We start from the raw sequence: 13563 nt of genomic DNA on the forward strand, positions 1-13563 counted from the left end.
CCAGAAAAACCAAGAAACCTCTTCGTCAGTCTTTCCACTGCCACCAATGGCGTTGGCTCATACGCGTTGCTTGACCCACGTCCGATTTAAGCTTCTGGTCACCCTGCACAACCGCACGCTCATTATCAATGGAAGCTTGCTGTTGCTGCAAATCTTTCTGCACATAATCTTCTGCATGATTAGCACGTGCCTCCGCCATTTTTAGCTGAAGCTGCCGCTCTTGCAGATCAAGTGCTCGATTAGCATCCCGGTATCTTTGATCATCTTGTTGTTCACGCGCACGTTGAGCAGCTTGTGCTTGCTGAGCCGCAAAAGCCCGCGCGTTCGCCTGAGCGAAAGCTCGTGCCTTTGCTTGGCTCTGTTGAATTTGGCGTTGAGCCGCCCTGCGCGTCGCTTCTTCTTGTGCTTGTTGCAAAGCCACCCGGCGTGCATCTTGGCTATCTTGTAGGCGGCCTAACTGATCAAGCTGAGCTGGGTCAGTCGCTTGTCCCCAAGCAACTGATCCTACACCACTAGCCAGCACAAAAGCCGCAACATTGAGAGATAAAAGACGATGTTTCCTCATGAGACACTCTCCTTTTCTCACCCATAAAACCTTACTTCGTTGGGCATGAAGCATTCGGTTGCACGCGTGTCTCGCCACTACTGGTCGTGACAAGCAATGCTGTGCCAGGGTGATATTCACATGGACGTCCGACTTGCGTCGATAATAACGCCTCACCACCGGCGCGATCCTGGTAAGCAATCGTAACACCTTTAACGATCGTACGACCTTGGTTAATCGCACCACCGGCGAGTGCCCCTGCAGCCCCGCCGCCAGCACCAGCAGCTAAGCCACCGCCCCAACCAGCTCCACCAGCCCCCGATGCTAACCCAGCACCCAAGGCAGCCCCTAGAATTCCACCAACAATTTGTGATGTTTCATGATTTTGGGAGTTATCAACACGCACCCGTGCAGCAGAGACAGAAATCACTGTCACCACACGACCACGCTGAATGGCATTAACCTGCGACTGGTCATAAACATCAGGGCGAGATTCTTCACCTGGGGTCGCGCAAGCACCAAGCGCGAGACAAGACGTTAGGCCAAGGCCCACGAGACGATGTGCTTTTACCATCTGATCCTCCAGATCTATTCCACGTCCTGATATCTCTTCATGGTCTCATATACATAGATATCATTTTTTCTATTGCCATACGCATAATCTATGCTTTTGACAAATTTCGATTCTGTCATGTTACAAAGTAGCCGGACGCTTTCACCTTGCGTCGTGCTCATTGGTACGGCAACAGTACCAATTCTATCTCCTTTTATACAGCGCTCTTATACCCCCTTATGTTTCATTCTGCTGCTCACCTTCCCCACCTCTGGCTGCCTTATAGCCAGATGAAAACAGCCCCCTACCCTGTCGAGGCCACACGAACAGAAGGCAGCACCATCACCTTACGCGACGGTCGCCAACTCATTGATGGCATCGCTTCATGGTGGACGGCCTGCCACGGCTATAATCACCCCCATCTTCGATGCGCCATCACCGAACAAACCCAGCGCATGCCCCATATTATGCTCGGCGGGATGGTTCATGAGCCAGCACTTACCTTAGCTTCCCGACTTAGTACCCTCCTCCCCGGAGACCTTGATCGCGTTTTCTTCACCGATTCCGGCTCCGTCGCGATGGAAGTTGCTTGCAAAATCGCCGTGCAATTTCACCTCAATCGAGGGACACCTAACCGCCATAAGCTCCTCTCTTTCCGTGGCGGCTATCATGGCGACACGCTGGGGATGATGGCCATTTGTGACCCTGAAGAAGGCATGCATTCCCTCTTCGGAGACGCCCTACCCCGCCAAGTCCTCGCTGACCTCCCCACCACTCCGGAACATCTGGCCGAGCTCGAGCAGCTTTTAGAAAAACGCGGGCATGAAATTGCGGCCATGATTACCGAACCTCTTGTGCAGGGCGCTGGAGGAATGGTCTTTCACACCCCTCAAACGCTCCGCCATCTGCGTCGCCTCTGCGACCAGCATGGAATTCTGCTTATTATTGATGAAGTCTTCACAGGCTTTGGCCGCACCGGGCGCCTCTTCGCCTCTGAAGAAGCAGGCATTGTGCCTGATATCGTGGCTCTCTCCAAAGCTCTTACAGGCGGCACCCTCCCCTTAGCGGCCACCATTGCACGCACAAGCGTTTTTGAAGCTTTTCTCTCCGATAATCCTCTCCACGCCCTCATGCATGGCCCAACTTTTATGGCCAACCCGCTCGCCTGTGCTGTCGCCAATGCGTCACTAGATCTCTTTGAGCAGGAACCCCGTTTGGAGCAAGTGCACGCCATTGCCCAGCAGCTTGAGCAGGAGCTGGCCCCCTGTCGCAACCTTCCTGGTGTGCGTGATGTCCGTGTTAAAGGGGCAATTGGCGTTATAGAACTTGATCAACTTGACGATGCCCCCGCTCTCAACCGCGCTTTTCTTGATGAAGCTGTATGGATCCGTCCTTTCCGCAGGATTATCTATCTCACCCCGGCCTTTACGATTACACCTGACGAGCTTTCACGCCTCACAGGGGCTATCTACCGTGTGTTAAAGGCGCGCTCATGAGTCTTCTTGACCAAGCCCTTCACGGTGCCCTCGTCCGGCGTGACCGCAACCACACACGCCGCCACCTTACCGCAGTGTCTCGTCAGGGGCTGCTGAGTGAACGTCGCGGTCGCACGCTGGTTGATGTATCCTCTAACGACACTTTGGGATTGAGCGACCATCCCTTACTTTGTCAGCGCGCTGCCCAATGGGCAGAGACATACGGCACAGGAGCACGCGCCTCTCGCTTGGTCACCGGCACGCTGGATCTCCATCTCCAACTTGAAGACACGATCGCTGCCTTTAAACAGTCCGAAGCCGCACTGCTTTTTGCCACAGGTTGGCAGGCAAATGCCTCCATTCTCCCGGCCCTCTGCGCCCTCTCCAAGCAAGAAACAGGCCATCCAGCCCGCGTTTTTATGGACAAGCTCAACCATGCCAGCCTCCACCAAGGCTGTTTAAGCGCAGGAATACGACAAATCCGCTTCCGTCATAATGATCTCGCTCATCTTGAAGAGCAGCTCAACCGCCATAACGACAAAGAAGGCCTAGCCTTTATCATCACAGAAAGCGTTTTCTCGATGGATGGTGACCGTGCCGATCTTGCCGGGCTCCGACAACTGGCTGATCGCTTTAACGCGTTTCTTTATGTGGACGAGGCCCATGCCACCGGTGTGTTTGGCTCTCATGGACAAGGGCTTTCAACAGGATTTGCCGACATCACACTCAGTACCGCAAGCAAAGCCCTTGGCGGGATGGGCGCTTTTGTAACCGGCAGCCGCGCTTTATGTGACTATCTGCTCAACCATGCCTCTGGCTTTATCTATAGCACCGCTCTTCCTCCAGCCGTGCTTGGCGCCTTAGACGCCGCGTTAGAGGTCGTCCCTACCCTTGATGATGCACGCGCCTCTCTCCTGAACAAAGCCGAGAAATTCCGCACCACCATGCAAAAGGCAGGCTGGTGCACCGGAGCTTCCAGCACGCATATCGTGCCACTTTTGGTCGGAGAAAGTCACGATGCTCTAGCCCTTGCTCAGACATTAGAAAACGAGGGCTTCCTCGCGATGGCTATCCGCCCCCCCACAGTCCCCCCTCATACAGCCCGGCTTCGCCTCTCTTTCGACACACGCTTAACGGACGATGCTTTAGACCGCCTTACTGTTCTCCTCACCCGCCATGTCCCTAAGACGAGGCCTGCATGTCCATAACCCTGTACTGTCATCATGGTTGGAGCTATGACCAAACCTTCTGGGCTCCGCTATTGGCCCAACTCCCTCATGTCACACCGCTACTCATCGATGAGGGCTATTACGGGGTTCCTTCTTTCCCACCTCCTCCATCAACGCCCTATTGGGCTGTGGGACATTCGGCCGGTGTCATGGCCCTTTTGGGCCAAGAACTCCCACAATGTCTCGGCCTTATCGCCATAAATGGGTTTGCTCAATTTCACGAAAGCGACGACTTCCCTCACGGCATCCCTCCTCGTATGATCGCCCGCATGCAGCGCCGCCTAACCACCCAGCCTAACGATGTGCTGCATCGCTTCCGCCAGTCATGCGGTGATCACAGTCCCCTTCCTAACGCCCCCCTCCAAAGTGACCGTCTTCACGCGGGGTTAGAGCGCCTATGTCACGACAATCATCGCCCCTTCCTTGACCGCTGGAACGGGCGTCTTTACAGCCTTGCGGGCGCTGACGACCCTCTCTCACCCGCCCGCGCCGGACTACCTGCTCCTGCACAGGCTACCACCCGCCAAGGTGGGCATCTCCTCCCTCTCACAGACCCTGCTTTTTGTGCTTCTTTTATTCAGACAATCATCAATAACCCATGAAATCTGACCGCAAGACCGCCATTGCTGCCCAATTTGATGCTGCTGATCATTATGACCAAGCGGCTCGCGTCCAAAAACGCTGCGCTACTCAGCTTGCTCAGCACATCGCCACAGCCACAGTCCAACACCCCCCGCGTCGTATTTTAGAGCTCGGATGCGGAACGGGCTTTCTCAGCGCACAGCTTCTCACACTTTTCCCCCAAGCAACGCTCTGCGCAACCGACCTTGCACCTGCCATGCTCCAACGCACGCGCGCTCGGCTAGGGGACGATAAACGTGTTTCCTATCGTCTTATGGATGGCGAACATCCTGAGACCGATTGGGCAGAACCGGCTCATCCGCCCTTTGATCTCATCACGTCCAGCCTCTGTTGGCAGTGGTTTACCGACCGCCCCAAAGCCCTCCAGAGGCTTTGCGCTCTCCTCGCACCTGGTGGGAAACTCATGGTCAGCACCCTTCTTGAGCATAGCTTGCAAGAATGGCGTGAGAGCTGCCATGCTACCCAGACTGCTTGCGGCGTGCCCATCTATCCATCCCTCGCACAACTTGAGCGTGAATGGCCAGACGGTGGAACAGGCCATTGGACAGACAGTATCTTAACGGACTCTGTGCCTTCTGCACGGATCTTCCTTCGTGAATTACGACAGATTGGGGCCTCTCTTCCGCAAGAAGGCCATACAACGTTACAAAGCCAGTCCCTACGGCGGGCTATACGGTGGTTCGATGACCATCACCGCACAGTGCGCTACCATATTGGGTACGGCCTCTTTGAAAAAGCTTCTTTATGACGTCTCTCTTCTCTCCACCGGCGCTCCCCACCACACCGCCACGCGGTGTGTTTGTCACCGGGACAGATACAGGCATTGGGAAAACGTTAGCCAGCGCCCTCCTGACACACGCCTGGGGAGCAACCTATTGGAAACCACTGCAAACAGGTCTCGCTGAAGAAGCTGGCGATACCGCAACGGTTCGTCACTTGGCGTCCCTCCCTCCTCAACGCATCATCCCTCCCGCTTACGCGCTGCAAGCCCCACTCGCCCCTGAAGCTGCCGCTCGTCAAGAAGGGATCACACTCGCACCGGAGACACTCACGCTCCCCAATATAGAAGCCCCCCTCGTTGTCGAAGGGGCCGGCGGACTCATGGTGCCCATCACATCCTCGATGATGATGATTGATCTCATCGCCCAGCTTGGCTTGCCCGTTGTGCTCGTCACACGCAGTGGGCTAGGCACTCTTAACCATAGTCTCCTCAGCCTAGAAGCCCTCTATCGCCGCTCTATTCCTGTGCTCGGCTTTATCAGTAACGGGCCTGAAAATAAGGACAATCAGCAGAGCCTTGAGCGATTAGGGCAGACACGGTGCCTCTTTCATATCAACCCTCTGCCAACACTCAGCCCTGCTCACGTGCAGCATACCGCGCAACGTCTTCCATCATTTACAGGCAGCCTTACATGATGGTGACATCGTTGTTTGATACATGTTGTCACTAAATCGCCATCCCACTCGTGTTTCATCGGGTGACGTTTTATGATGCATGGTACCTTTCTACGCAGGATATTATACGAGTCTATGCCTATTTATCGCCGTGACTTTGTCAAAGCTAGCTTGCACGCTGGCGCCGGGTTGTCTCTCCTCCCATTTATGGGCACCTCCAGCCGTGCTCAAAGTACAGCAGCCCCTGTTACGCATAGTTTTGATAATAATACTGTCCGCGATCTCGCCAAGGCTCTGGCCGAACACCCCTATCAAGCACCCTCACACGCCCTTCCTGATGCACTGGCGCACATGAACTTCGACCAGTTTATGTCGATCGCTTACAATCCAGATAAAGCTCTTTGGCATGGGGATAATCTCGCTTTTGACGTCGAATTCTTCCCCCGTGGCTATCTCTACCGTCCACGTATTGAAATGTTTGAAGTCATTGATGGACAAGCCAACTCCATCACTTATGACCCCGACCTCTTCACCTACCGCGATGGTTCTCTCCGTATTACGGAAGACGTTGGCTTCTCAGGCCTGCGTCTGCGCTACGCGCTCAACACACCCGGTGTGATGGAAGAGTGCGCGGTTTTCCTCGGGGCTTCCTATTTCCGTGCTTTAGCAAAAGGGCAGAATTACGGTCTTTCAGCACGGGGGTTCGCGCAAGATACCGGTACGTTAAAGGGAGAAGAATTTCCGCTCTTCCGCTCATTCTGGTTAGAAAAACCAGCACCGGGGAATAATTTTGTCGTCATCCACGCCTTAATGGACAGCCCCTCTCTTACAGGAGCCTTCCGCTTTACCATCCGCCCTGGTGACACGACACTTTTTGATGTGGAATCCTCTTTCTTTCCCCGTCGAGACATCGACGGCAGCGGCATCGCCCCCCTAACGGGAATGTATTATTTTGATGCCAATGACCGCCAGCATATCAATGATTGGCGCCCTGCCGCTCATGATAGTGAAGCTCTGCAAATTTGGACAGGATCAGGCCAGCAACTCTATCGCCCCTTAACGAACCCAACGGATCTGCAATTCTCTGCATTTAGCGATGCTGGCCCTTACGGTTACGGCCTGATGCAGCGCAAGCATGATTTCCGTGATTATGAAGACCTCGCCCTTCATTATGAAAAACGCCCTTCCCTCTGGATCGAACCTGTCGGGAATTGGGGTGAAGGGTCTGTTGACTTAGTCGAGATTCCCACACCAAGTGAAGTCAACGATAATATCGTGTCCTTCTGGCGGCCTAAACACCCTCTTAAAGCAGGGCAGGCTTATCACTTTACCTATCGTATGTATTGGGGCTGGGACACGCCGTGGCCAACGCGCTTGGCCCGCGTGACAGCGACGCGCGTCGGTGGAGTTGTTGACCACCCAGAAGCCCGGCTTTTTGTCCTCGATTTTATTGGAGAACCCTTTCATTCCCTCCCCAAAGATACGGCCTTCCATTTAACACCAACAACCTCGACTGGTACCATTCGTAACGTAACACTCATGCCTAATCCTGAAACACAAGGACTCCGCGCGTTCTTTGAGCTCGTCCCCGGCACGGCCAAGCTCTGCGAATTGCAGGCTCAATTAACCACAGACCAAGGCCCCATTTCTGAAAACTGGCTCTATCGTTGGACCCCATGAGCAACGCGACGCTTCCACCCTTAATGCCTCCCCGTGCACCGCTAGCGATGCCGGTACAAGACATTCACCGCGCCCCCGACCGGCATGGGCGGGGCTTTTGGCGCCTTGCCACAACACCTACAAACCTCTGGGCACGACGCGTCTTCGTCTTTGGCGGGGCATTATTGCTCACCGCCTATAGTGTTGAAAAGATCAACAAAGTATTTAACTCCCTTGGTCTTTCGACCTTGGGGGTCATTATGTTGATCCTCTTCACGATTCTAAGCTTTTGGATCTCGCTTTCTTTTGTCTCCTCCCTTGGTGGGTTCGTTTCTTTACTACGAGGTAAGGGCTTAGGATTAGGCATCAAGCGTTCCGGGCCACTGCCGACGCTTCATGACCGCACGGCTCTGCTGTTACCCACCTACAACGAACCCCCTGAGCGTCTCATAGCCAATCTCCGTGCCATGCTGCACAGCCTGCATGACACTGGGCAAGCCAACGCTTTTGACGTCTTTATCCTTTCTGATACGACCAACCCTGATATTTGGGTGCAAGAAGAACAAGCTTTCCTGACGCTGAGCAAGAACCCTCTGGCAAAAGGGCGTGTCTTTTACCGCCGCCGCGCTCATAATATTGACCGTAAAGCGGGCAATCTCGGTGAGTGGGTGCGCGATTATGGAGCAGCCTACCCTCATATGCTCACCTTAGACGCGGATAGCCTCATGGATGGCGACGTGATGGTACGTATGGCCGCCGCTATGGAACAGCACCCCCATGTTGGGCTGATCCAAAGCCTCCCTGCTATTGTTGACGGACACACGCTCTTTGCGCGAATGCAGCAATTTGCAGGCCGCATTTACGGGCCACTTATTGCTCACGGAATCGCATGGTGGCATGGCTCAGAAGGTAATTATTGGGGCCATAATGCCATCATCCGCACGCAAGCTTTTGCCGAGCAAGCAGGTCTTCCGCACCTTCCCGGTAAGCCTCCTTTTGGGGGGCACATTCTCAGCCATGATTTTATCGAAGCCGCCCTAATGCGCCGCGGGGGGTGGGCAATCCATATGGTGCCCGGCCTTCATGGGTCGTATGAAGAAAGCCCTCCTTCTTTAACGGACATCGCCATTCGCGATCGCCGCTGGTGCCAAGGGAACCTGCAACATGCACGTCTTCTCGGGACAAAGGGGCTTCATTGGATTAGCCGCTCTCATATGCTGGTCGGCATGGGGGCCTATGTTATGTCCCCTTTATGGTTGCTCTTTCTCCTCTGCGGGATTTTGATTTCCCTTCAAGCGCATTTTTATCATCCTGAATATTTCGGCACCCAACGCACACTCTACCCGCATTGGCCGCATGTGGATCCTATTCAGGCCAGAACTGTTTTCTTTGGCACCATGTTCATCTTGCTGGCACCAAAGCTTCTTGCCTTTATCGCGAGCTGCGCTTCTCCAACCGAACGACGTAAATGCGGGGGTGTTTTGGCTTTAGGGTGCTCTGTGCTGTTAGAAACTCTCTTGGGGGCGCTCATTGCTCCTATTGCAATGCTCATCCAAACCTCAGCCATCCTCTCGATTCTTTTAGGACGGGACTCCGGCTGGAGCGCTCAAAACCGTCTTGATGGCCGTGTTCCTCTGGCCGATATTTCCCGGCGTTACGGCATTTACACCATCTTAGGCCTGCTTCTCAGCGCCGCGGCATGGTCTGTCTCCACAGCGCTCTTTCTATGGATGATCCCGGTGTTGATTGGCCTTGTGCTCGCGATCCCGCTCGTCGCCCTCACAAGCAGCCGCGCTGTTGGGGAAACAGCTCGTCATACTGGGTTGCTTCTCATTCCTGAGGAAAGTGCACCGCCACCCATTTTGAACTACGCACATGATGAGCAATCGCGCATTCCAACGACACAAAAAGTGACAGATGCCTTCCATTTGCTCAGGAGCTCTACTGAACTCAGTGCCTTGCACCGCGCTGCTTTGCCCCCCTCACGCAAAGCAGGAGACCCTATCAATATTCCGCAACTCACTGGACTCATTAAACTGCGCGAAAGCCCTTCCCTTGAGGCCGCTTTAGCGCGCTTAAACCCTAAGGAAAAAGCTGCTCTTCTTACCTGCGATGAAGGACTTTCTCGCCTCTTACGCTTGCCTGAAACATAAAGAACCCATCCTTACCTTGAAAAGCCATGTGCTTTTTCCCACCTCCTTGTAGATGGGGAGCAGAAGAAACCTCGTTTATAGTTCCATATTTATAGAACTATGATAGCCTAGCTCCCCATAGATAACCAGTAATGAGGGTTCATTCATGACAACCACAGCATATGCAGCGACCTCTCGCGGAGCCCCTCTCCAGCCATTCACGTTTGAACATCGTGAATTGCGCAATAATGACGTCGCTATGGAAGTGCTTTATTGCGGGGTCTGTCATAGCGACATTCATATGGTGAATAATGACTGGGGAAACTCTTCTTACCCAATTGTTCCTGGCCATGAAATCATTGGTCGTGTCACCGCTGTTGGGCCCGACGTTAAAAAATACGCCGTTGGCGATACCGTCGCGGTCGGTTGTATGGTCGATTCCTGTCAGGAATGTGAACCCTGCAAACAAGATGACGAGCAATATTGCCGCGAAGGATTTACACCAACCTATAGCGGGGTTGACCGCGTTGATGGAAAACTCACTCACGGGGGTTATGCGAAACAAGTCATCGCTCGTGAAGAGTTCGTTCTACGCGTTCCAAAAGGGCTAGACCTCTCACGCGCAGCACCGCTGCTCTGCGCTGGCATTACCACCTACTCTCCTTTGCGTCACTGGAATGTAGGCCCTGGTAAACGCGTCGGCGTTATCGGGCTTGGTGGGCTAGGCCATATGGCCGTTAAGCTTGCCGTCGGTATGGGCGCTGAGGTGACGGTTATCAGCCGCTCTGAGAACAAAAAAGCTGATGCATTAGCTCTTGGTGCCCATAAGGTTCTTATTTCCACCGATGAACAAGCGATGGAACAAGCAGCTAATAGCTTCGACGTCATTATCGACACCGTTCCATCACAACATGACCTTGGCCCCTACACACCACTACTGGATCTAAATGGTGCTTTGGTTCTGGTTGGACAGATCGGTTCCCTTGGTGATGTCTCCAGCGTTCCGCTTGTTATGGGACGTCGTCAGGTTGCTGGCTCGCTCATTGGTGGGATTGCTGAGACACAAGAACTTCTTGATCTCTGCGGTGAGAAGAACATTCTGCCAGACTGCGAAATTATCTCTATCAACGATATTAACGACGCGTATAAGCGCCTCGAACGTGGCGATGTTCACTACCGTTTTGTCATTGATATGGCTTCTCTCCCAGCAGAATAATTAAGAATTTATGAAGGTATTCCTCGCAGAAACTCTCCGTGGAATGCCTTCTTTTTGAAAGGTTTTTACCATGTCTGTAAATGTATTATACCGCACAACAGCCCGCGCTTCAGGTGGGCGTGATGGCCATGCTGAAACGCTGGATGGTCAGTTTAAAGTTGACCTTGGCACCCCAAAAGAACTTGGTGGGAATGGTCAGGGTAACAACCCTGAGCAACTTTTTGCTGCAGGCTATTCCGCCTGTTTCTTAGGAGCTATGAAGTTTGCCGCATCTCAAGACAAAACCATTACCCTTCCTGATGAAACACATGTCACAGCAACTGTTGGCATTGGCGCCCGCACAGACGGCGGTTTTGGCATCACAGTCGACCTCGAAGTCTCCTTGCCAGGAATGGATCGCTCTGTTGCCGAAGAGCTCGTGAAGAAGACAGAACATATCTGCCCTTACGCCCATGCGACAAAGGGGAATATCGCGACAACAATTAAGATTGAAAACTAAATTCCCTATACTCCCTACTTTGAGGAAGCCGGCCTATTTAGGTCGGCTTTTTTTATATAAGTTCATTCTTTTATGAGAACCAAAAAAGAACCGCTTTTGTTCTTTTTTGTTACGATACTTTTATACAATCATCCTTTATAAGAAACCTCTTACAACAACTATGACGAGACTCACATTATGCAAAACGCTGCTCAACGAGACGGGCTATTACTCGTTGCCCGTATCCTTCTGTCTTCTCTCTTTCTCATCATGGGATGGATGAAGCTCACTAGTTTTGATGTTACAGTCGGCTATATGCACAGCCTCCACACACCACTGCCTACTTTAGCAGCAATCATTGCCATTATCGTAGAACTTGGAGGTGGACTAGCCATTCTATTGGGAATTTTTGTTACACCTATTGCCCTACTTTTAGCCGTATATACAATCATCACAGCTCTTATTGGCCATCAATTTTGGACCATGAGCGGCATGATGCGTTATGATATGCTTATCCACTTCTACAAAAATTTCAGCCTAGCAGGTGGGCTTATTGCTATTTCTTTAGCGGGATCAGGTCGTTACGCTCTTCTCAAGAAAAAAGCTTCTTAAGTTCTAGAAGCTACGTCGACTATAATACCTATAAATATTCATCGGAAAGGGTTGTAACATCTCTCTAAACAGGTGTTACAACCTCTAAAAAAGCCGAATGATGACTTTATCGTAACGCAGATACCCAAATCAGGATCGTGTTTCTTAAGCCAAGTAAAAAATTCTCTCTTCAGATAGCAACTGCTCAATCAGTGCCACCCAACTAAATATGAAAGGTATAAACAACGTCTATACTGTTTGAAGAAAAATTTACGGGAATAATAATTTTTACATCTCTGTGCCGATATGACTTCAAAAAGACGATGCGGTTTTTCATATCGAGTTGCGACAGCTCGTCGTTTCTTGGACTTTGCCCACAGGTTTTCAATCAGACGGTGGTGCCTGTAGTCCCATTTTGAACAGCTACCGTCAGACACTTTTCGTTATGTTGGGATAACAAGATGCACTCCACGGAACTTCTGGGAGGCATGGGCTGTTCCATAGGTCTTTGTATAACAAAGACGCGCGACACAGGAAGCATTTGTCCTTTGAGAAGTACATCATATTCGATTTTTATGGGGTATTGGATGCGGGGGTAGGATTTGAACCTACGACCTTCAGGTTATGAGCCTGACGAGCTACCGGGCTGCTCCACCCCGCGTTAGTGGGTGGTATTGTAAGGGTAAGCGAGGGGACCTGGCGGCGACCGACTTTTCCACTCATCGAGGAGCAGTATCATAGGCGCTGGGGGTTTTGACGGCCGAGTTCGGGATGGGATCGGGTTTGGAGCCCCCGCCATAGCCACCAGGTCTTCCCGCTCACCCTGTAAGGTGATGGGAGTGTTGGTTGGTGTTTTTTGAAGAGAGTGTGACTGACTACTGTGCATGTGTTTTTGATGTGTGAGAGATATGGGCGATTAGGATCAGTTAGCTTCATACGTTGCCGCACTTCCACACCTGACCTATCAACGTCCTGGTCTTGGACGGCCCTGTGAGACCTTGTTTTAAGGCTGGTTTCCCGCTTAGATGCTTTCAGCGGTTATCCATTCCGAACTTAGCTACCCGGCTGTGCCACTGGCGTGACAACCGGTGCACCAGAGGTTCGTTCATCCCGGTCCTCTCGTACTAGGGACAAATCCTCTCAAGTCTCTTACACCCACGGCAGATAGGGACCGAACTGTCTCACGACGTTCTAAACCCAGCTCACGTACCACTTTAATCGGCGAACAGCCGAACCCTTGGGACCTGCTCCAGCCCCAGGATGTGATGAGCCGACATCGAGGTGCCAAACCTCCCCGTCGATGTGAACTCTTGGGGGAGATCAGCCTGTTATCCCTAGAGTACCTTTTATCCGTTGAGCGATGGCCCTTCCACGAGGGACCACCGGATCACTATGGCCGACTTTCGTCTCTGCTCGAGCTGTCACTCTCGCAGTCAGGCAGGCTTATGCCATTGCACTCAACAGTCGGTTTCCGACCGACTTGAGCCTACCATCGCGCGCCTCCGTTATCCTTTGGGAGGCGACCGCCCCAGTCAAACTGCCTACCATGCAGGGTCCCGGACCAGGCTTACTGGTCTCGGTTAGATATCAGAAGAGTTGGGGGTGGTATTTCAAGGATGACTCCACCAAGACTGGCGCCTTGGGTTCAA

12 protein-coding genes, 1 tRNA gene and 2 rRNA genes are annotated in these 13563 nt (G+C 52.6%); 10 read left to right on the forward strand and 5 right to left on the reverse strand.

Translation table 11 applies throughout. The features are described 5' to 3' along the window. Positions 1 to 25: 25 nt before the first annotated feature. Together GS535_RS09455 and GS535_RS09460 are read right to left on the reverse strand one after the other, a co-directional pair. Positions 26 to 565 (reverse strand): DUF5384 family protein, encoded by a 540-nt coding sequence (locus GS535_RS09455; protein ID WP_160792461.1) that lies wholly within the window; start codon positions 563 to 565, stop codon positions 26 to 28. Between the two features lie 31 nt (positions 566 to 596). Next, positions 597 to 1118, reverse strand: a complete 522-nt coding sequence (locus GS535_RS09460; RefSeq protein WP_018980736.1) for a hypothetical protein — start codon at positions 1116 to 1118, stop codon at positions 597 to 599. Between the two features lie 218 nt (positions 1119 to 1336). Between GS535_RS09460 and GS535_RS09465 the strand changes: the two genes are divergently transcribed. From GS535_RS09465 to GS535_RS09510, 10 genes are all read left to right on the forward strand, one after another. Next, a complete protein-coding gene (locus GS535_RS09465; RefSeq protein ID WP_160792462.1) occupies positions 1337 to 2593 on the forward strand; it encodes an adenosylmethionine--8-amino-7-oxononanoate transaminase in 1257 nt (418 codons plus the stop codon). Next, positions 2590 to 3780 (forward strand): 8-amino-7-oxononanoate synthase, encoded by a 1191-nt coding sequence (locus tag GS535_RS09470; RefSeq protein WP_160792463.1) that lies wholly within the window; start codon positions 2590 to 2592, stop codon positions 3778 to 3780. Before GS535_RS09465 ends, GS535_RS09470 begins: the two co-directional genes overlap by 4 nt. Continuing rightward, positions 3771 to 4403, forward strand: a complete 633-nt coding sequence (locus GS535_RS09475; RefSeq protein WP_160792464.1) for a biotin synthase — start codon at positions 3771 to 3773, stop codon at positions 4401 to 4403. Before GS535_RS09470 ends, GS535_RS09475 begins: the two co-directional genes overlap by 10 nt. Continuing rightward, positions 4400 to 5191 carry a methyltransferase gene (locus GS535_RS09480; protein ID WP_160792465.1) on the forward strand — a complete coding sequence of 264 codons (792 nt, stop codon included), beginning with the start codon at positions 4400 to 4402 and terminating at the stop codon, positions 5189 to 5191. Before GS535_RS09475 ends, GS535_RS09480 begins: the two co-directional genes overlap by 4 nt. Then, positions 5188 to 5859, forward strand: coding sequence for a dethiobiotin synthase (gene bioD, locus GS535_RS09485; protein WP_160792466.1), 672 nt, complete (start codon positions 5188 to 5190; stop codon positions 5857 to 5859). The genes GS535_RS09480 and bioD overlap by 4 nt, the downstream gene beginning before the upstream one ends. A 114-nt stretch (positions 5860 to 5973) precedes the next feature. Further along, on the forward strand, positions 5974 to 7518 hold the full coding sequence (locus GS535_RS09490) for a glucan biosynthesis protein (protein ID WP_160792467.1): 1545 nt from the start codon (positions 5974 to 5976) through the stop codon (positions 7516 to 7518). Continuing rightward, positions 7515 to 9650 carry a glucans biosynthesis glucosyltransferase MdoH gene (mdoH, locus tag GS535_RS09495; RefSeq protein WP_160792468.1) on the forward strand — a complete coding sequence of 712 codons (2136 nt, stop codon included), beginning with the start codon at positions 7515 to 7517 and terminating at the stop codon, positions 9648 to 9650. The genes GS535_RS09490 and mdoH overlap by 4 nt, the downstream gene beginning before the upstream one ends. 145 nt (positions 9651 to 9795) lie before the next feature. Next, positions 9796 to 10845: an NAD(P)-dependent alcohol dehydrogenase gene (locus GS535_RS09500; RefSeq protein ID WP_160792469.1), complete on the forward strand. Its 1050-nt coding sequence runs from the start codon at positions 9796 to 9798 to the stop codon at positions 10843 to 10845. A 70-nt stretch (positions 10846 to 10915) separates the two neighbouring features. After that, a complete protein-coding gene (locus GS535_RS09505) occupies positions 10916 to 11344 on the forward strand; it encodes an organic hydroperoxide resistance protein (protein ID WP_160792470.1) in 429 nt (142 codons plus the stop codon). Between the two features lie 177 nt (positions 11345 to 11521). Then, positions 11522 to 11935 (forward strand): DoxX family protein, encoded by a 414-nt coding sequence (locus GS535_RS09510; RefSeq protein WP_160792471.1) that lies wholly within the window; start codon positions 11522 to 11524, stop codon positions 11933 to 11935. A gap of 563 nt (positions 11936 to 12498) precedes the next feature. On the opposite strand, the gene GS535_RS09515 is transcribed toward GS535_RS09510, so the two are convergent. From GS535_RS09515 to GS535_RS09525, 3 genes are all read right to left on the reverse strand, one after another. Further along, a tRNA-Met gene (locus tag GS535_RS09515) sits at positions 12499 to 12575 on the reverse strand. A 33-nt stretch (positions 12576 to 12608) separates the two neighbouring features. Next, a 5S ribosomal RNA gene (gene rrf, locus GS535_RS09520) occupies positions 12609 to 12723 on the reverse strand. A gap of 87 nt (positions 12724 to 12810) precedes the next feature. Further along, positions 12811 to 13563, reverse strand: a 23S ribosomal RNA gene (locus GS535_RS09525); the annotation flags it as partial.

The organism is Saccharibacter sp. EH611 (assembly GCF_009834765.1).
GTDB lineage: Bacteria > Pseudomonadota > Alphaproteobacteria > Acetobacterales > Acetobacteraceae > Saccharibacter.